This is a genomic window from Pseudomonas sp. 2995-3, assembly GCF_002742565.1.
In the GTDB taxonomy this organism is placed as follows: domain Bacteria; phylum Pseudomonadota; class Gammaproteobacteria; order Pseudomonadales; family Pseudomonadaceae; genus Aquipseudomonas; species Aquipseudomonas edaphica.
Genome location: NZ_LJSB01000081.1, coordinates 68,759 through 84,253, shown reverse-complemented (window position 1 = coordinate 84,253; position 15,495 = coordinate 68,759). Strand labels below are relative to the sequence as shown.

Here is a 15,495-nt window from a genome sequence, read left to right as displayed (position 1 = left end):
AACACATGGAACTGACTTACAGCAACCAGCTGAGCGGCTTCGACCCGGAGAAGCGTTACCGCAATCCGGAACACTTCGATAAGCCCGAAGCGGGTGTGACCAGCGTGCTGGTGATTGGCGATTGGCCGAGCGTGGTCAATGCGTACGAAGCATCCGGCATCGATGTGTCGGTGAAGGAGGCCAAGCGTGCGCAGATGGTTGGCGCGGGCAACCAAGCCGAACTGGAAAAGGTGATCGCTGCTTTGCGTGCTGAGCATGGATCGATCAAGATCCTTGTTGACGGCCTGGAAGCTGGCGAAATCCATCGTCCAGAGTCCGGCGACCTGTCGTTGCGCTTGTTTGAAGTGATGGGCGCCATCCATGCCTCGGTTGGTGAGTTGACCACTGAACGTGACGACCTGGCCTTGACTGTCGACGCACTTCGCGGAGAGGTTGAAGCGCTGAAGAAGTCTGCCCTCACGCCGCCGGCTGATGAGGCCGGTGAAATCGCGGCGCTGAAAGCAAAGCTCGACGACGCCAAGGTCCAGTATCGGGCAAACGCCTCAAAAGAATCCCTGGAAAAGCTCGTAGCTGAACTGCCCAAGGAGTAATACTGATGGCTGTCGGTGATCCGGCGGCCAATCTACAAACCATTCCAGCGAGCTGACGCATGACACTCATCATCGAGACCGGACAAGGGCTTCCTAACGCCGAAAGCTACGCGAGCGCCGAGGACCTGGTCATGTATGCCGTGAAGTTCGGCACGGTCATTCCCGAAGGTGTTCCATCGCAGGAAGCGTTGCTGCGACGGGCCGCGCTAGCGATGGATGGCATGACCTGGAAGGGGCGCAAGACACACAGCGAGCAGGGGCTGGCCTGGCCGCGCCGGGAGGTGCGGTTGGATCACGAGATCAAACCGAACAATTACCTTCCGGCGCGGATTCAGTACGGCCAGATGGCCCTGGCCGCCGAAATCCATCAGGACGACATTGACCCTGTGGAGAGGCGCAAGGGGGCGGTGCTGCTCGACCGTGTTGAGGGGGCGGTGACACGGCAGTACGCGGCGATCCCCAACACCAGCAACCGACTGCTGCCGGCGGCACCGGATCGGCCGAGCGTTACGCAGTTTGCCGACTACCTACAAAAGCGTGGTCTTTTCGCTGTGCGCGCTTAGTGCTAAGTTCATTGCTCATTGAAACGGAGCATCATCTTATGAGTGAAGTCGAAGCATGGAAGTACTTTGCAGGTCAGGCGGTAGCCGGATATATGGCAGGTAGAACTGGAGCCGTAACTGACGAAGCCGTTGTCGAAAAAGCAGCAAGCGTCGCAGATGAAATGACCAAGCTATACAAAGCGAAATATTTGGCGATCACTCATACACAACTCCCTAATAAATAGTTCTTTAGAAGCCCAGCCATCGTGCTGGGCTTTTCACATCTGGAGCCACCATGGCCTTTTACGACGAAATGGCCGTGATGGCTCTGGAGATGATCAAAGAGTTCGGCCAGCCCGTGACTATAAGCAAGACGGCACCGGGCGAGTACGACCCGGAGACGGGCGGCGAAGCACCGGGCAGCACTGTCGAGCAAACCGCACGGGGCATCCTGCTCGACTTCACCGGCCAAGAATTCCAGAACAACAGCCTCATCCGGCAGGGCGACAAAAAGCTCAAGATCGCCGCGCAGGGTTTGACGTGGGTGCCGGGTCTGCTCGACAAAGTGGTTGCTCAGGGTCGCACCTGGTCAATCGTGCCTCCGCTGAAAGAGATCAACCCGGCTGGCACGCCGATCTTGTATGAGCTGCAGGTGCGGTCGTGACGAACAAGTACGCGAGCATGAACGGCAGCTTTGCCGAGAACATCCGCGACTTCGCTGAGCGCGCCCAGGCTGGTATTGACGCAACCATCCGAGAGATCGTTATCGAGATCGGCAGCAGCGTTATCCGCATGTCGCCGGTGGGCAATCCTGAAATCTGGGCGGCGAACCTTGCACACCGCCAAGCGAACACCCGGGCAGCCGACGACTATGACTTCAAGGTCGCGGTGCGCAACACGATCATCAACCTCAATGAATCGAACTTCACCAAGACCGGCAAGCTGCGGCGCGGCGTGAAGTACGCCAAGCCCCTGACAAAGACCGAGCGCGACCAGAACTTCAACGTGAACGGTTTGGTGGCAGGCAAGGACTACGTCGGTGGGCGGTTTCGGGGGAACTGGCAGTTTTCCATCGGTACGCCGGCGGAGGGCACTCTTGATCAGGTCGACCCGGCTGGTGGTGTGACGCTGGCCAAGCTGCGACTACAGGTCCAGGCACTTACGGCCGGCGAGACAGCCTACATCGTCAACAACCTCCCGTACGGCATCCCGCTTGAGTACGGGCACTCGACCCAAGCACCCGGCGGCATGGTCCGAATCACCCTGGCCCGATTCCAGCAGATCGTCGATGAAGCCACAAGGAACAACCAGGTATGAGCCACGCCATCATTGCGTCCATTTACGAGACCAAGCTGATTGCCTGGAGCAAGGCCCGGGCCGAGCCGATCAAGGTTGTGTTCGAGAACGTCCAGTACGACCCGGCCGACGGCGAGACCTATCTGCGGGCGTTCTTGCTCCCGGGCGATACCGCGAGCAGCACGCTTGCCGGCGACCACCGCGCTTTCATCGGCGTCTACCAGGTCAGCATTGTGGCTCCGGCCAATACCGGAAAGACCAAGACGAACCCGCTGGTAGCTGAGCTGACCGCGCTGTTTCCTCTGTACGTGAGAGACACGAAAGCGGGCGTCACCGTCGTCACCATGTCACCGGTCGACCCCGGCCCTGGCATTCCCGATCCACCCACGTTCACCGTGCCGGTATCGTTCGAATATCGAGCCGACACCGCCTGATTCCGCCCATTGGGCAAACCAAGAACCCGCCATTTAGCGGGTTTTGTCATTTCTGAAAAGAGGAAACACCCATGGCCGGCATCCAAATGCCCAACGGCGCCACCCTTGAGATTGCATCGACTTACGGCGTTGCAATCCCGTTCACTGCGCTGACCAACGCCAATCCGGCTATCGCAACGGCTGCGGCGCACGGCTTGGCCGAGGGCGACATCATCGCCGTAAACTCCGGCTGGACGCGCCTCGACGGTCGCGGCGTTCGAGTTGGCGTGATTGCCAGTGGTACCTTCGCCCTGGCAGGCGTGAACACCACCAACGCTCAGCAGTACCCAGCGGGCTCCGGCATCGGCTCTGTCCGTGAGGTGACTGCCTTCACCGAGATCTCGCAGGTCACCGAAATGAACTCGGCCGGTGGTGATCAGCAGTTCCTTACCTTTGGTTTCGTGGCCGACGACAACGACCGCCAGATGCCGACCACCAAGAACCCGATCACGCTGACTTACACCGTCGCAGACGACCCATCCAAGCCCTATGTGGCTGTCTGCGAGGCAGCGGACGACGACAAGCAGCCTCGCTTGCTCCGACTGAACCTTCCGGGGGGTAGCAGCATTATCTACAACGGCTACGTGTCGATCACCGCGACGCCAACCATGTCGCGTAACAACCTGATGACCCGTGTAATCAGCGTTGCTCTGACTGGCCTTCCAACTCGCTACGCGGCCACGGTGTAACCAATGGCCAAGTTCAAGCTGATCCAAAAGCCGACGTTCAAGGCAACGGTGTTGATCCAGCGGGCTGGCTACAACGCCGAAAAGGTGGAGTTCGAGTTCAAGTATTTGGACCGTACCGCGCTCGCTGAGCTGTACACCGGTTGGAACGAGCGGCACGACGAGTTGGGTAAGCAGGTCGGGGATATGGACCTCAAAGCTTTCACCGCCGCCCAGATCGCCCTGCAAGCTGACCAACTGCTGGATGTGGTGGTGGGCTGGGATATCGAAGAGGAATTCACGCCTGAGAACGTGCGCATCCTCGTGAATTCGATCAACTCGGCGCCGAAGGCAGTACTGAACGCGTACGCCGAAGCTTTTAGCGAGGCCCGCCTGGGAAACTCCTAAGCGCCTCGCGCGCGCTGTATGAGCCAGGGCTCTCAGACGCTGATCTGATGGCCTTTGGTTTGTCTCGCCAGGACATTCCCGACAAGGAAGTAGGTATCTGGCCAGACAACTGGGACGCCTTCAAGGTCTTCGAGGCCATGAGCACCCAGTGGCGCACAGGCGCGTGCGGCGCAACTGGCATGGATTACAGCGTTCTCTCCGGTGTGATTCGGATGTGTGGCGTACCGATCAGGCAGCGACAAACCATTTTCAGCGACTTCCGGCGGATGGAGGCTGAAGCTCTGCAGGTGATGGCGGAGCAGCGGGAGAGCGCGCGGGGCGCTTGATCCTCAGGCACAAAGACGCAAGACAACCAACATGACGCGGCGTGGCCGCAGGCGGATTATATGAAAATCGTTCTTGTAAAAACCACGAATGGATGTGTGGCTGTTGCGGGTATCGGACTTGGAGAAGCGCGGGCGCAGACGCGAAAACAACCGACGCCCGACTCCAAGTTAGGAGATGTTAGATTGCAGGATGGACATAATCTGTAGGTAGTTGGCTTGATGGCCGTTCACGACTTGAACGGATTTTGCGCCCTCTAAATCATCCCAGAGGGCCTGTCTGTCGATTGAATCCAGCTTGGTAACAACCTTGATAATTGAGCCAAGAGCATTAAGTGTGGCGGCGGACATGGTGTTTGCCGCTTGCTCAAGTGCTACTAGGCGTTGATCTACAGTTTGCATTTGACCTCCAGGTCATAAACGCGCCGATATTGGCGCAACCCCAGTCCTTGGGCTTGCAGGCGAAGGACTGGGTAATCCTTGCGTGTGGCAGGAGGCTACTACTGGCCGATGTTCGGGTGTTACTGGGGATTCGTACAGCCGATAGGGTTAGCAGAACTATCTACGCCCCCAGAAAATCTATCAGCTCCATGGGTGTGAGGTTGCTTTTTTCGTCAAGAGTAGTCTCATCATTTATGTGGGTAAGTAAGTGACCGATGGTGTCACGAGAGCTTTTTCGGATAGGTCGTCCCCAGGGAAGTAGATAATCAGCGACCCGGTATTTTTCGTTTGGCCAATCCTCTAACGCCTCAAGCAGCAAACCCCGCATCTTCTCGATGGCGTAAGGGCCGTCGGCCGGATCGTCAAGAATGTGCTTCAACCTCGTGAAGTCTCGTTTCATAAGTTGGCCTCCATGCGTTGTTTGGGGCATAACGCTACTACGACGAACTCGAGCCCCGCCACTGGCATTCCATCCACACTGGATGCCTGGACAGGCTAGCCTGGATTAGTGGCTCATTGCTATCCTCGGATTTTTAAAGCCGAGGGAATAGAGCTCAATGCAAGGATATGATCGAGAGTCCAGCTTTTACAAAGTTACATTTCATTGGGTTGATACAGCCACTGGCCAACCTGTCATTCATAAAGCTTCGGAGTTTCACCCTGGGCAGAACATTGGGATAGTAAGGCAGTATTTTGCTGGAAATACTGGAGTTATGATCGAGACCGAACCTTATTGGTATGATCTACTTGAGATCGTGGACGCAGATGTTGGAATCGGATTTCAATTTGCGATAGGGACCTATGATTCGTCCAGGCCCGGATTTGTATATCTTCAGGCGCGCTATGAAGATTTCGTAATAGCGCGGGAAAGAGCATACAGAGAGAGCTTTAATTAGCATTGTCCTCACTAAGTCCGGCCCCGCGCTGGGCTTTTTGCGTCTGAGGGGCATGAAAAAGCCCGGACGGGTTGGTGGTGACGCCAGCCTTTAGGCGCTTGCGATCATCGAAAGACTTTTCTGACGTCGAAGTTCGATAATAGAGGTGGCGGCAAGCCACACAAAAGAAAGCATCCAAACGTAAAATCCGTAGCTGTAGCTAGTGATGCTTATCCTTCCTGCGCCATCGTTCCAGATGCTGGTGTAGGAGAACGAGGTCAGGCCCATCGCGATTGCTATGATTGAGCAAATCATCGAGTTTCTTGCATTCCTGTATAGATACGCTGGTATGAACGCGATGTTTGCAAGCCACGCGATACCTCCGTCCATCACGGCAAGAATACCTAACAGTAAAATTTCCCAGCCATATGAGTTTGGACTTACGTCGAAAACCTCATGATGCTCGTTTGTAGCTGGCAGCATCAGGCTCAAGCCGTACAGTGCAAGGGCGAAGTCTTTCAACTCAAACTGAAATGGGCGTATTTTCATCGGTAATCCGTATTTCACGGTATGAAGAAGCCCGGCGGGCCGGGCTTGGGTTCAATCGAGCACTGGTCTCAAGAAGGTTCTCTCGGAGCTGACGATGAATCGCTTCTCCGCTGCCAGCGCGAAAGTACTAACGCACTCGGGGTCAGTTTTGGACTCTTCGCGATAACGCTCGTACTCCGCAAGGCTCGGAAAGCTGAAAAGGCAATAGGCGACGTTGCTGGCGCCCTCGGCAGGAAGGAAGTACCCGTGGTGGGTGCCTCCCATTCGGTTGACTATGCCAATCCAAAGTCTCGAGTAGTTTTCAAAGGCGTCGATTTGGTAAGGGTCAATCTGATACTTCAGATGGCAAGTGATCACGCTGGCTTTCCTTGCTTGCTGGGAGGAAGGGTAGGCCCGGCGGGCCGGGCTTGGGTTATTCGGCGGCCTCTTCAGGATAAAAGGTAATGTCGATCTCGTAGAAGCTGAAGCGGTCAGCACCGTAACCGGCCTCGCGGAGCTCGCGGACGACATCACTCATGATCGCTTCATGTGCCTCGACATCAGGGTCCAGCCCGAGGTATTGGCCTGAGACAACAACGCCGCCAGCTCCACCTTGCGCGGCAGAGTAGATTTCAGCTTGGAAAGCATCCCTCAGCTTCTTTGGGAGGTTTCTTTCGACAATATCCGAAAGCTCTCGGGCGCGTTCGGCGCTTATGAACTCAGTCAGCCGCTGCTCTGCAGCCAGGCTCAGCTCAAGGCGACTAATGATTTCCGCATTGACGGAGCGCTTTGACTCATGAGCGGCTTGCTCTACGGCCTCCCGGAGCGATGGCGGCATCCTGAGTGGGTACGCTGCCTGCTGCTTTTTGTCGCTCATCTATTTGGTGTCCAATTTCGTATTGAAGGCAGTATGCGAAAAGATTCTGTTTGAGATCAAAGAATCTATTTGACATCTATTTATCCGGTGACATCTAATAGAATCATTCTAGGGGGGGGAAGACATGCAGAAATCAAAGCAGAGGCCGTCATACCCGCTTCGGCTGCCTATTGATGTACGAGGGAAGGCGGAAGGAGAGGCTCAGGAGAACCATCGTAGCCTAAACGTGGAACTGGGTTTGCTGATTGAGGATGGACTGAAATGGCGAAATATGAAGAAAGACCAGGCGGAAGCATGAAAACGAAGAAGCCCCAGTGCTGGAACACTGAGGCTTCGGGAAACGAGATCAACTTCGGAGAAGAAATCGTCATGAGCGATATTAGCACAGCTACATCCAATGTCATCCCCTTCAAGTTCGGCAAGCAACAGGTCCGCACGCTGCTGATCGACGATCAGCCTTGGTTCGTGGCTAACGATGTTTCTGCTGCGCTTCAGTATAGCGAAGCGTCGGCGATGACTCGCCATCTGGACGACGACGAAAAGGGTCTGTCTATTGTGCAGACCCTTGGCGGCGATCAGGAGATGCTGGTCATAAACGAATCCGGCCTTTACTCGGCGATCCTGCGCAGTCGCAAGGCCGAAGCCAAGCGCTTTAAGAAGTGGGTCACTGCTGAGGTTCTTCCGGCGATCCGCAAGCACGGTCGATATGAGGACCACGGCAAGATGGCGACCCTCATGGACGAGCTTATCGGCATGAGCGAGCTGAATGTCATCAAAGGCTTGATCCGCGACAAGTCTAAGGTGGTTCCGGCTGATCAGCGCCAAGGCTTTCAGCTGGTGATGCATAACCGGCTGCATACCCGCTTCAATGTTCCGCGCACTGAGCTGATCCCTGCTGCCCAGTTCGATCAAGCCTGCAACTTCATCGGTGCCTACGCGCTTGAGGGCGAATTCATCCCTAAGCAGTTGGAAGCCTCGATCAAGCTGACGAATGAGTTGGCGATGAAGATTCACCATCTTGCTCACCACGCCGCACTGGTCTCGCACTACTGGCACACAAGCATCGGTCCGGCACTTAAGCAGGTACGCAGCGATATCTACCCAGGCTGCAATGAGCATTTGGAGTGCATGGATCGCCATCGCCGATTTCTTGATGCTGAGCTTCTGCCAAACATCCGTGAGTATCTGTCACCTTCTTTGATGCCGAGCTACGGCTGGGGCGTTCGTCCGGAGAACAAGGCTGTGGCGGCATGAACTTCACCCTCAAAGCAGGCGGTCGCGCTCTGATCCTTTCCCCGGAGCGGCCAAATCTGGTAGGCCGCTCCGGTCAACTGATCCGCAAGGTCGAAGAAAACTGGCTGATGCTGGTCGAGGGCAAGCGCTACTCGGTAAGCGAGAAGAGCCTGATGCCGCTGGACGGCTTCAATCCAAATGTGGCCGCGTCGATTGAACTGAGGAAGATGGCATGAATTCGAATGTGATCCCCTTTGATTTTGATGGTCAGCCAGTTCACTTCAGTCTTGATGGCTGGCTGAACGCGACAAAGATCGCTGGTCGCATGGGTAAGGAGCCGACTGCTTGGCTGCGTCAAATCGAGACGCTTGAGTATATTTCCTTCATGGCCGAAGCTCTTGGATTCAATTCTGTCCCCAGGACAGAATTGGAAGAGATCAAGGCATTGGGCACATCTGCGCCAGGTGCCAAAAAAAGGATTCTTGAGCTTTCGAAGTCGACCGGCATGGTGCGAAGCAAGGCAGGTGCCAACGGCGGCACTTGGCTGCATCCGAAGCTGGCGATTGTTTTTGCCCGCTGGCTGAATACTAAGTTCGCAGTTTGGTGTGATCTCAAGATTGAAGCCATCCTGCACGGCGGCATGAGCGCCCGCGAACAACTTGATCGCGCCTGCAAGGCTCTTGATGACCGAAAGTCTCAAGCAAGCGAGGACGGAAAAGGCCTGTCGTCTTGGCGCTGGGATAAGCCGCCGCTCGAGCAAAGTGTTGAGTACTGGCTTGGCCAAGTGCAGCTGACGCTCGGCCTCGACGCAGCCTAGCCTCCCACGAACCCGAAGAACCCCGCCCATGCGGGGCTTTCGTGTTGCTCTCTCGTTGGTGATAAAGTCTCCGCATATCTCAACGAGGGAACGCTATGAAAATGTTCGTGGGGGCGCTGGCACTGGTAGCACTGGCGGGGTGCCTGGAGCAAGGAAAGACAAGCGATGGTCTATCCAAGGCTACAAAGTTAGTAGAGTCGACACCAATTGCTGCCAATTCTCCTGATGCGGCGGTTAAGTCTTGGTGGGCGGTAAAGGACGCAAGCATCATGCTTGACCGACAAATCTGTACTGAGTATTCAAGGATGAAAGCCCCTGTTAAGGAAAAGCTGGGGGCGCTTGCCTCCGACAGTTTTCCCAAGGTCAGCGACTGCTTTGATGGAATGATTTCGTTTGATCGGAAAATTGCAAAGGTCGAAATTGAGTCAGATACCAGGGCGGTGGTGAATGCAGTTATAAAGAACTCTGCGCCGCCTGAGCCGGGAGCCGTTCTGGATGATGGCGACCGATCAGCCAAAGAGGCTGGCGAGCGCTATAGGTATACGCTGGAGAGAAAAGGCCCAACAGACAGCTGGAAAATATCTTCAATTGAGAATTATCCATCCTATGCGCGTGACTGGGAGAGTGCTTACAAAGCGCCGAAGCCGTCTAACAATCGCTATGTCTACGAGCAGTTTCAGTGATTTTCAGCTTTGAATAATTCCAGGGCATATCAGTCGGGCATCGCTTGGTAACGAGCAAATAGATAAATTTTTAATCAGACCGCCTCCGGGCGGTTTTTTATTGTCCGGAGAAAACATGGCTACCAATTTCGCCTCCTTGGGTATTTCTGTTGAGTCTTCTCAGGCGGCGAAAGCGGCTGATGACTTGGATAAACTGGTTGATTCGGCGGAGGGTGCTCAGAAGGCAATTGACGACCTAGGAAAGTCCGGTGAAGGCCTGGCGAACACCGGCAAGAAGATCACGCAGGCAGAGAGCGAAGTAGCTCAGGGCGTTGAAAAGTCGACTAACGCAATAGATCGGCGGTCCGGAGCAAGTCGCAAGGCGGCCGACAGCGCTGTTGCTGAGATAAATGTAATCGCCCAGCTCGATCGAGCTATGACCGGCAACATTACCAGTATGGAGTCGCTGATTCAGGCGGAAGGCTTGCTTGAGCGCGCGCGCAAAGGCGGGCTGGTCACCATTGAAGAACAGGCGAAGTACCAAGATCAACTGGGCCGAGCCTATGACAAGATCGAGAAGGCCGAGGCGAAGGAGCTGACTCAGAAACAGAGGCTGATCGAAGCCGAAAACCGGCAGATAGAGGCACTGAAGCGGACAGTTAACGGAATCGATCCTGTCACTTCCAAGCTGGCGAAGTTGGAGGCTCAGGAAAAGGCTGCTCATGAGGCTTTTAAGGTCGGCGCAATCAATGCTGATCGCTATGCTGAGTCACTAGCAAAAATCGGGAAAGATCGTGCGGGACTGACCGAGACCAACGGTGCCTTTGACAAGCTAAAACTCAATACCCGTCAAGCTCAAGAAAACGTAATGCAGTTGACGAACGCCCTCCAGTCAGGTGATTGGGGGAGCGGTGTCAGAGCCGTGACTCAGCTTGGGGTAGGTGCTGGCGCTTCAATTACCAGTATGGCAGCTCTCGCTGCGCCAATCGCACTTGCAGTCGCCGCTATCGGAACACTTGCTTATGCATATTATAAGGGCGACCAAGAGCAGCAAGAGTTCAACAAGTCGTTGATCCTGACTGGCAACGCCGCCGGCACTACCAGCGGGCAACTTAGTGATATGTCCCGTCAAGTTGGCGCGACGATAGGAACAACAGGAGATGCCGCAGCAGTATTGGCGACGCTTGCAGGTAACGGCAAGATCGCGAGTGGAAGCTTCATCGAGATCGCTGAAGCGGCCATTTCAATGGAGAAAGCTACAGGAAAATCTGTTGATGCAACCATTGCCGAATTTATAAAAATTGCTGAGGATCCCGTCGCCGCAGCGAAGTCGCTTAACGACCAATACCATTTTTTGACTGCGAGCGTGTACTCGCAAGTCGTTGCCTTGAAAGAACAAGGCAATGAGATTGGTGCCACAAAATTATTGACTGACACCTATGCAGAGACGGTGCAGACACGCTCAAATAGCGTTCTTAACAATCTGACCCTTTGGGAAAAAGCTTGGCGAAAGATCAAAGAAACCACCAGCGAGGCAATTGATGCTGTTGGAAACTTTGATCGGGAGAAGGGCTTAGAAACTCAGCTAAAGGAAGCTCAGGACAGGCTCGGGCAATTAACCGCTAACGGCAGAAATGCCGAAAGGGAAGACCCTTACCGATTCAAGGAAGTGACGGCCGAGATCAATTTTCTTCAACTTCAAATTGAGGGAGAGAAATCCAAGAATAAATACGTGTTCGACCGCAGAAAGATCGAAGACGACGCGGTGGATGCAACTGCTCGCGCTGACGCCAGGCACTTGGCCAACCTGTCTAATGAAGGAAAGCGCGCCCTCGAAATCAAAAAAATCAACGAGGATACTGCGAAGATCCGCGCGGCGAACCCCAACGATAAGAGGGTAGATCCGAAGTACGTCGCCGAGCAGATAAAGGACGTCAACGACAAGTACAAAGACCCCAAAGCAGCCTCCACCCAGATCGATCTGACCAACTTCAACAACGCCAAAAACAACCTTTCCGACATCGTCAATGAATACCGGAATGCCCAGAAGGAGCTGGAGGCCGAGCAGAAGGCTGGTGTGGTATCGCTGTCGGACTATGCCAAGCAACGGTCGGCCCTGATCAATCAGGAAAAGGACGATGTTACCGCGGCGTACCAGGCTGAGATTGATGCCCTCGAGGCGGCGAAAGGTAAGAAGTCCACGACAGCAGCGCAAAGCATCCAGCTTGACCAGAAGATCGCCGATGCTCGCACTGGAATGGTTAAAGCTCAAAAGGATGCCGACAGTCAGCTGACGATCATCGCCACAAGCGAGAAGGGTCGCCTTGAGCAACTGACGGCCGCCTCGGAGGCGTACGTCAATCAGCTGGAGCGACAGCGGGCCGCACTGGAAGCGGCCGGCTCCCGCGCAGCAAACGGGCTGGGCCTGGGTGACCGGCAAGCAGCACTGCAAGCGAATCTCGACGCAACCACGGACAAGTTCAACGACGAGCGCGCCAAGCTTCTGGATCGCCGCAAGACAGCGCCTGACAAGTACAGCCAGGAAGACTACTTGCGCGACCTAGCCAGCCTGGAAGATGCGGAGAGGAAGTACCGCGACACCGTGGTCGACAACTACGACAAGATGTCGGAAGCCCAAGGCGATTGGCGCAGTGGTGCTTCGTCAGCTTTCCAGAACTACCTGCAGTCTGCCAATGATGTGGCTGGCCAGACCAAGAGCCTGTTCACCAATGCCTTTTCCAGCATGGAGGACGCGGTCGCGAATTTTGCTGTCACCGGCAAACTTTCGTTTTCCGACTTCACCAAGTCGATCCTGGCGGACATGGCGCGCATCGCCACTCGGCAAGCGGCGTCCAGCATTTTTTCAAGCCTGGCCGGCAGTGCCTTGGGGGCATATTTCGGTGGCGGAGCTACAACCAGCTTCGGCTCAAGCATCGGCAGCGCTCTGGTCGAGGGAAGGGCGTCTGGCGGGCCTGTCGATCCGAACACCCTGTATGAGGTGAACGAGAAGGGGCCTGAGCTGTTCAGTCAGGGTGGCCGCTCGTACATCATGACAGGTGCTGAGGGTGGTAGCGTCACGCCTCTGATGACGGGTGGAGGGTCTATTGCGGCGGCTTCTGGTGCCGGTGGCGGGGGAGGCGGCAACACCTACAACTTCCCCATATCGGTTTCCGTGCAAACGACGGGCGACGGCGGCACAGCCACGCAAGAAGACACCACGCAGCTCGGCAAGGGTATTCAGCAGGCAGCGAAGACCGAGGCGGAAACCGCAATTGCCAAGGGCCTTCAGCCTGGCGGCTCAATCTGGCGAGTCATCAACGGGAGATAACCATGGCGATTGAGACATTCACCTGGGCCACCCAGAACGGGGAGGCGCCCGATATTACCTATCGGGTGCGCACCTCGCAGTTCGGGGACGGCTACAAGCAAGAGGTCGGGGACGGCATCAACAACAAAGTCGATTCCTACCCGATCACCCACACGGGCGGACAGGCCAGAGCGCTGGAAATTATGGCGTTCTTCGACCGGCACCAGGGCGCCAAGGCTTTTCTATGGACCACGCCCCTTGGCCAGCTTGGCCTATTCACCTGCAAGAACCCAACCCCTACCCCTATGGGTGGTGGCGTTTTCAAAGTGACGGCGACGTTCGAGCGCGCTTTCCACCCGTAAAGGTCAATCCATGTCGCTGATCAATGCTATCCAGACTCTTGAGCCTGGGAACGAAGTCATGCTGTTTGAACTGGATGGCAGTGATTACGGCGCAGATGTCCTGCGTTTCCATGGCCATGCAATCCCGCATACGCCTGCCGAGCTGATCGCCGCCGGCGTCGACGCCGACCAGTTACCGGCCAAGTCGATCTGGTGGAAGGGTGAAGAGTACGGCGCCTGGCCGATGCAGTACGAGGGCAGCGAGGCGAACGGCGACGGAACGGCGGTTAGGCCGAAGCTGTCGGTCGGCAACGTCAACGGGCGCATCACAGCCTTGTGCTTGGCCTTCGAGGATCTGCTGGAGTTCAAACTGACGATACGCAACACGCTGGCTGAATTCCTGGATGCGGTGAACTTCGAAGGCGGCAACCCGACGGCAGACCCTACTCAGGAATCGATTGAGGTCTGGTACGTCGACCAGAAGACCAACGAGGATGGCGAGACGGTTAGTTGGGATCTTGCCAGTCCGGGCGATGTCGGCGGCGAGACGATCGGCCGGCAGATGACCACGCTATGCCACTGGGCTCTAACCGGAGGGTACAGAGGGCCGGATTGTGGCTACACCGGGCCGTACCGGGACAAAGATGGAAATCTCACGGATAACCCAGAAAACGACATACCTGATGGGACGCTAGGGCGCTGCTGCATTCCCCGCTTCGGTGAGGGCAACCCTTACCCGTTCGGGGGATTTCCCGCTGTGTCACTCATTGCCCGGAGCTGAAAAATGCGCAAACACATCATTGCGGCCATCCAGGCGCATGCAGCAGCCGAGTACCCGAAAGAGTGCTGTGGGCTGGTGCTGGCCGTGGGCCGGGCGCAGAAGTACTTCCCGTGCCGGAACATCGCTACGGAGCCGAACGAAGAGTTCAGGCTTGATCCAGAGGACTACGCAGCAGCGGATGATCAGGGAGAGGTGATCGGCATCGTTCACTCGCACCCAGACGCAACCAGCAGGCCGTCATCGCGCGACCTGGCCATGTGCGAGGCCACGGCCTTGCCCTGGCACATTCTGTCGTGGCCCGAGGGAGATTTGCGGACGATCACGCCAACCGGCAGTACGCCGCTGCTCAAGCGCCCGTTTGTACACGGCGCCTGGGACTGCTGGCAGGTTTGCGCTGATTGGTATCAGCGGGAATGGGGTCTTGATTTCGAAGCCTTCCAGCGCACTGATGGCTGGTGGGAGAGCGCGGAGAACGCCAGCCTGTACGAACAGCACTACGAGGCCGCCGGGTTTTTTCGAGTCGACCGGCCAGAACGCGGCGACCTGATCGTCATGCATGTCGGGCGCTCGGTTCACCCGAATCATGCCGGGATCTACCTGGGCACTGATCCGACGCTGCCAGGGGAAGAGTCTGGTGTGTTCGGCCCAGGGCCTTTCGTCCTGCACCACCTGTATGGCCGGCCGTCAGAGGTGATCGTCTATGGGGGCCCCTGGCTGCATCGCACTCGCTTAATTCTTCGACACAAGGAGGCCCGATGAGCGCCATCACTTATTCGCCGATGACCACTATCAAGATGTCGGGCTCGCTTGCGCAGAAGTTTGGCCGCCTGCACCGGCGCCAGGTTGGATCGGGCGACACCTGGGAGAGTTTCCGGGCGCTGAACGCAACCATCGACGGATTCGAGGAAGAGATCCGCCGCCTTGACCGCCTTGGGATGCGCTTTGCCATATTCCGCAACCGAAAAAACGTCGGTGCCGATGAGTTCGGCATGGGCGGTGCCAGGGAGATACGCATCGTTCCGGTCGTAGAAGGCAGCAAGCGCGGGGGCATTCTGCAAATTGTGCTGGGCGTCGTGCTCATCGCAGCCAGCTACTTCGGTGCGCCGACGGCGCCCGCCGGTATCGCGCTGCTGGCGGGAGGCGTGATCCAGATGCTAAGCCCGCAGGCCGCGGGCCTCAAGCAGAGCGCATCGCCAGAAAACATGCCCAGCTACGCATTCGGCAGCGCCAAGAACACCACGGCCAGTGGCAACCCCGTCCCGATCTGCATCGGTGAGCGCCGGTGGGGCGGCGCAATCATCTCGGCATCGATCTATGCCGAGGACAAAACGTAGGC

The 15,495-nt window shown here is 56.4% G+C and carries 24 protein-coding genes; 19 read left to right on the top strand and 5 right to left on the bottom strand.

The genetic code is table 11. From position 1 onward, the window contains the following. Positions 1-5: 5 nt before the first annotated feature. The 9 genes from AOA62_RS04355 to AOA62_RS04315 all read left to right on the top strand — a co-directional run bounded on the left by AOA62_RS04355 (position 6) and on the right by AOA62_RS04315 (position 4,300). A complete protein-coding gene (locus AOA62_RS04355) occupies positions 6-590 on the top strand; it encodes a hypothetical protein (RefSeq protein WP_178075615.1) in 585 nt (194 codons plus the stop codon). 59 nt (positions 591-649) lie between these two features. Beyond that, positions 650-1,153, top strand: a complete 504-nt coding sequence (locus AOA62_RS04350) for a DnaT-like ssDNA-binding protein (protein WP_099547965.1) — start codon at positions 650-652, stop codon at positions 1,151-1,153. Between the two features lie 38 nt (positions 1,154-1,191). Continuing rightward, positions 1,192-1,377, top strand: coding sequence for a hypothetical protein (locus AOA62_RS04345; protein ID WP_099547964.1), 186 nt, complete (start codon positions 1,192-1,194; stop codon positions 1,375-1,377). Between the two features lie 50 nt (positions 1,378-1,427). Continuing rightward, on the top strand, positions 1,428-1,796 hold the full coding sequence (locus AOA62_RS04340; protein WP_099547963.1) for a hypothetical protein: 369 nt from the start codon (positions 1,428-1,430) through the stop codon (positions 1,794-1,796). 17 nt (positions 1,797-1,813) lie between these two features. After that, entirely contained in the window at positions 1,814-2,449 is a 636-nt protein-coding gene (locus AOA62_RS04335; protein WP_099548038.1) for a hypothetical protein, read from the top strand. Then, positions 2,446-2,862, top strand: coding sequence for a phage tail terminator-like protein (locus AOA62_RS04330; RefSeq protein ID WP_099547962.1), 417 nt, complete (start codon positions 2,446-2,448; stop codon positions 2,860-2,862). Before AOA62_RS04335 ends, AOA62_RS04330 begins: the two co-directional genes overlap by 4 nt. 71 nt (positions 2,863-2,933) lie before the next feature. Then, entirely contained in the window at positions 2,934-3,590 is a 657-nt protein-coding gene (locus tag AOA62_RS04325) for a phage tail protein (protein ID WP_099547961.1), read from the top strand. 3 nt (positions 3,591-3,593) lie between these two features. Next, on the top strand, positions 3,594-3,974 hold the full coding sequence (locus tag AOA62_RS04320; RefSeq protein ID WP_099547960.1) for a phage tail assembly chaperone: 381 nt from the start codon (positions 3,594-3,596) through the stop codon (positions 3,972-3,974). A 47-nt stretch (positions 3,975-4,021) separates the two neighbouring features. Beyond that, positions 4,022-4,300, top strand: a complete 279-nt coding sequence (locus tag AOA62_RS04315) for a DUF1799 domain-containing protein (RefSeq protein WP_099547959.1) — start codon at positions 4,022-4,024, stop codon at positions 4,298-4,300. A 168-nt stretch (positions 4,301-4,468) separates the two neighbouring features. Here AOA62_RS04315 and AOA62_RS04310 read toward each other — a convergent pair whose 3' ends face one another. The 5 genes from AOA62_RS04310 to AOA62_RS04285 all read right to left on the bottom strand — a co-directional run bounded on the left by AOA62_RS04310 (position 4,469) and on the right by AOA62_RS04285 (position 7,018). Then, the gene (locus AOA62_RS04310; protein WP_099547958.1) at positions 4,469-4,699 is read right to left on the bottom strand and encodes a hypothetical protein; all 231 of its coding nucleotides are present in this window, start codon (positions 4,697-4,699) and stop codon (positions 4,469-4,471) included. Between the two features lie 160 nt (positions 4,700-4,859). Then, entirely contained in the window at positions 4,860-5,138 is a 279-nt protein-coding gene (locus AOA62_RS04305; RefSeq protein ID WP_099547957.1) for a hypothetical protein, read from the bottom strand. A 586-nt stretch (positions 5,139-5,724) separates the two neighbouring features. Then, positions 5,725-6,162: a hypothetical protein gene (locus tag AOA62_RS04295; protein ID WP_099547955.1), complete on the bottom strand. Its 438-nt coding sequence runs from the start codon at positions 6,160-6,162 to the stop codon at positions 5,725-5,727. A 51-nt stretch (positions 6,163-6,213) separates the two neighbouring features. Continuing rightward, on the bottom strand, positions 6,214-6,519 hold the full coding sequence (locus AOA62_RS04290; RefSeq protein WP_099547954.1) for an NIPSNAP family protein: 306 nt from the start codon (positions 6,517-6,519) through the stop codon (positions 6,214-6,216). Positions 6,520-6,574: 55 nt separating this feature from the next. Further along, the gene (locus tag AOA62_RS04285) at positions 6,575-7,018 is read right to left on the bottom strand and encodes an Arc family DNA-binding protein (protein ID WP_099547953.1); all 444 of its coding nucleotides are present in this window, start codon (positions 7,016-7,018) and stop codon (positions 6,575-6,577) included. Between the two features lie 124 nt (positions 7,019-7,142). Between AOA62_RS04285 and AOA62_RS32635 the strand changes: the two genes are divergently transcribed. The 10 genes from AOA62_RS32635 (at position 7,143) to AOA62_RS04235 (ending at position 15,493) form a co-directional block, all read left to right on the top strand. Beyond that, complete coding sequence (locus AOA62_RS32635) at positions 7,143-7,316, top strand: Arc family DNA-binding protein (protein ID WP_099547952.1); 174 nt, start codon at positions 7,143-7,145, stop codon at positions 7,314-7,316. Then, positions 7,280-8,272 (top strand): Bro-N domain-containing protein, encoded by a 993-nt coding sequence (locus AOA62_RS04275; protein ID WP_256592282.1) that lies wholly within the window; start codon positions 7,280-7,282, stop codon positions 8,270-8,272. The genes AOA62_RS32635 and AOA62_RS04275 overlap by 37 nt, the downstream gene beginning before the upstream one ends. Next, positions 8,269-8,487 (top strand): hypothetical protein, encoded by a 219-nt coding sequence (locus tag AOA62_RS04270; RefSeq protein WP_099547951.1) that lies wholly within the window; start codon positions 8,269-8,271, stop codon positions 8,485-8,487. Before AOA62_RS04275 ends, AOA62_RS04270 begins: the two co-directional genes overlap by 4 nt. Further along, positions 8,484-9,068 (top strand): KilA-N domain-containing protein, encoded by a 585-nt coding sequence (locus tag AOA62_RS04265; protein WP_099547950.1) that lies wholly within the window; start codon positions 8,484-8,486, stop codon positions 9,066-9,068. Before AOA62_RS04270 ends, AOA62_RS04265 begins: the two co-directional genes overlap by 4 nt. 95 nt (positions 9,069-9,163) lie before the next feature. Beyond that, the gene (locus AOA62_RS04260) at positions 9,164-9,751 is read left to right on the top strand and encodes a hypothetical protein (RefSeq protein WP_099547949.1); all 588 of its coding nucleotides are present in this window, start codon (positions 9,164-9,166) and stop codon (positions 9,749-9,751) included. A 115-nt stretch (positions 9,752-9,866) separates the two neighbouring features. Then, positions 9,867-13,058 (top strand): phage tail tape measure protein, encoded by a 3,192-nt coding sequence (locus tag AOA62_RS04255; RefSeq protein ID WP_099547948.1) that lies wholly within the window; start codon positions 9,867-9,869, stop codon positions 13,056-13,058. Between the two features lie 2 nt (positions 13,059-13,060). Further along, positions 13,061-13,399: a phage tail protein gene (locus AOA62_RS04250; protein ID WP_099547947.1), complete on the top strand. Its 339-nt coding sequence runs from the start codon at positions 13,061-13,063 to the stop codon at positions 13,397-13,399. A gap of 10 nt (positions 13,400-13,409) precedes the next feature. Next, the gene (locus AOA62_RS04245) at positions 13,410-14,159 is read left to right on the top strand and encodes a phage minor tail protein L (protein WP_099547946.1); all 750 of its coding nucleotides are present in this window, start codon (positions 13,410-13,412) and stop codon (positions 14,157-14,159) included. A gap of 3 nt (positions 14,160-14,162) precedes the next feature. After that, entirely contained in the window at positions 14,163-14,918 is a 756-nt protein-coding gene (locus tag AOA62_RS04240) for a C40 family peptidase (protein WP_099547945.1), read from the top strand. Continuing rightward, positions 14,915-15,493, top strand: coding sequence for a tail assembly protein (locus AOA62_RS04235; protein ID WP_099547944.1), 579 nt, complete (start codon positions 14,915-14,917; stop codon positions 15,491-15,493). Before AOA62_RS04240 ends, AOA62_RS04235 begins: the two co-directional genes overlap by 4 nt. The last annotated feature ends 2 nt before the right edge of the window (positions 15,494-15,495 follow it).

What these genes read in the sequence shown, in the direction of transcription:
- AOA62_RS04355 (WP_178075615.1), top strand. Translation starts at nt 6, where the DNA reads ATGGAACTGACTTACAGCAACCAGCTGAGCGGCTTCGACCCGGAGAAG.
- AOA62_RS04350 (WP_099547965.1), top strand. Translation starts at nt 650, where the DNA reads ATGACACTCATCATCGAGACCGGACAAGGGCTTCCTAACGCCGAAAGC.
- AOA62_RS04345 (WP_099547964.1), top strand. Translation starts at nt 1,192, where the DNA reads ATGAGTGAAGTCGAAGCATGGAAGTACTTTGCAGGTCAGGCGGTAGCC.
- AOA62_RS04340 (WP_099547963.1), top strand. Translation starts at nt 1,428, where the DNA reads ATGGCCTTTTACGACGAAATGGCCGTGATGGCTCTGGAGATGATCAAA.
- AOA62_RS04335 (WP_099548038.1), top strand. Translation starts at nt 1,814, where the DNA reads ATGAACGGCAGCTTTGCCGAGAACATCCGCGACTTCGCTGAGCGCGCC.
- AOA62_RS04330 (WP_099547962.1), top strand. Translation starts at nt 2,446, where the DNA reads ATGAGCCACGCCATCATTGCGTCCATTTACGAGACCAAGCTGATTGCC.
- AOA62_RS04325 (WP_099547961.1), top strand. Translation starts at nt 2,934, where the DNA reads ATGGCCGGCATCCAAATGCCCAACGGCGCCACCCTTGAGATTGCATCG.
- AOA62_RS04320 (WP_099547960.1), top strand. Translation starts at nt 3,594, where the DNA reads ATGGCCAAGTTCAAGCTGATCCAAAAGCCGACGTTCAAGGCAACGGTG.
- AOA62_RS04315 (WP_099547959.1), top strand. Translation starts at nt 4,022, where the DNA reads ATGGCCTTTGGTTTGTCTCGCCAGGACATTCCCGACAAGGAAGTAGGT.
- AOA62_RS04310 (WP_099547958.1), bottom strand. Translation starts at nt 4,699, where the DNA reads ATGCAAACTGTAGATCAACGCCTAGTAGCACTTGAGCAAGCGGCAAAC.
- AOA62_RS04305 (WP_099547957.1), bottom strand. Translation starts at nt 5,138, where the DNA reads ATGAAACGAGACTTCACGAGGTTGAAGCACATTCTTGACGATCCGGCC.
- AOA62_RS04295 (WP_099547955.1), bottom strand. Translation starts at nt 6,162, where the DNA reads ATGAAAATACGCCCATTTCAGTTTGAGTTGAAAGACTTCGCCCTTGCA.
- AOA62_RS04285 (WP_099547953.1), bottom strand. Translation starts at nt 7,018, where the DNA reads ATGAGCGACAAAAAGCAGCAGGCAGCGTACCCACTCAGGATGCCGCCA.
- AOA62_RS32635 (WP_099547952.1), top strand. Translation starts at nt 7,143, where the DNA reads ATGCAGAAATCAAAGCAGAGGCCGTCATACCCGCTTCGGCTGCCTATT.
- AOA62_RS04275 (WP_256592282.1), top strand. Translation starts at nt 7,280, where the DNA reads ATGGCGAAATATGAAGAAAGACCAGGCGGAAGCATGAAAACGAAGAAG.
- AOA62_RS04270 (WP_099547951.1), top strand. Translation starts at nt 8,269, where the DNA reads ATGAACTTCACCCTCAAAGCAGGCGGTCGCGCTCTGATCCTTTCCCCG.
- AOA62_RS04265 (WP_099547950.1), top strand. Translation starts at nt 8,484, where the DNA reads ATGAATTCGAATGTGATCCCCTTTGATTTTGATGGTCAGCCAGTTCAC.
- AOA62_RS04260 (WP_099547949.1), top strand. Translation starts at nt 9,164, where the DNA reads ATGAAAATGTTCGTGGGGGCGCTGGCACTGGTAGCACTGGCGGGGTGC.
- AOA62_RS04255 (WP_099547948.1), top strand. Translation starts at nt 9,867, where the DNA reads ATGGCTACCAATTTCGCCTCCTTGGGTATTTCTGTTGAGTCTTCTCAG.
- AOA62_RS04250 (WP_099547947.1), top strand. Translation starts at nt 13,061, where the DNA reads ATGGCGATTGAGACATTCACCTGGGCCACCCAGAACGGGGAGGCGCCC.
- AOA62_RS04245 (WP_099547946.1), top strand. Translation starts at nt 13,410, where the DNA reads ATGTCGCTGATCAATGCTATCCAGACTCTTGAGCCTGGGAACGAAGTC.
- AOA62_RS04240 (WP_099547945.1), top strand. Translation starts at nt 14,163, where the DNA reads ATGCGCAAACACATCATTGCGGCCATCCAGGCGCATGCAGCAGCCGAG.
- AOA62_RS04235 (WP_099547944.1), top strand. Translation starts at nt 14,915, where the DNA reads ATGAGCGCCATCACTTATTCGCCGATGACCACTATCAAGATGTCGGGC.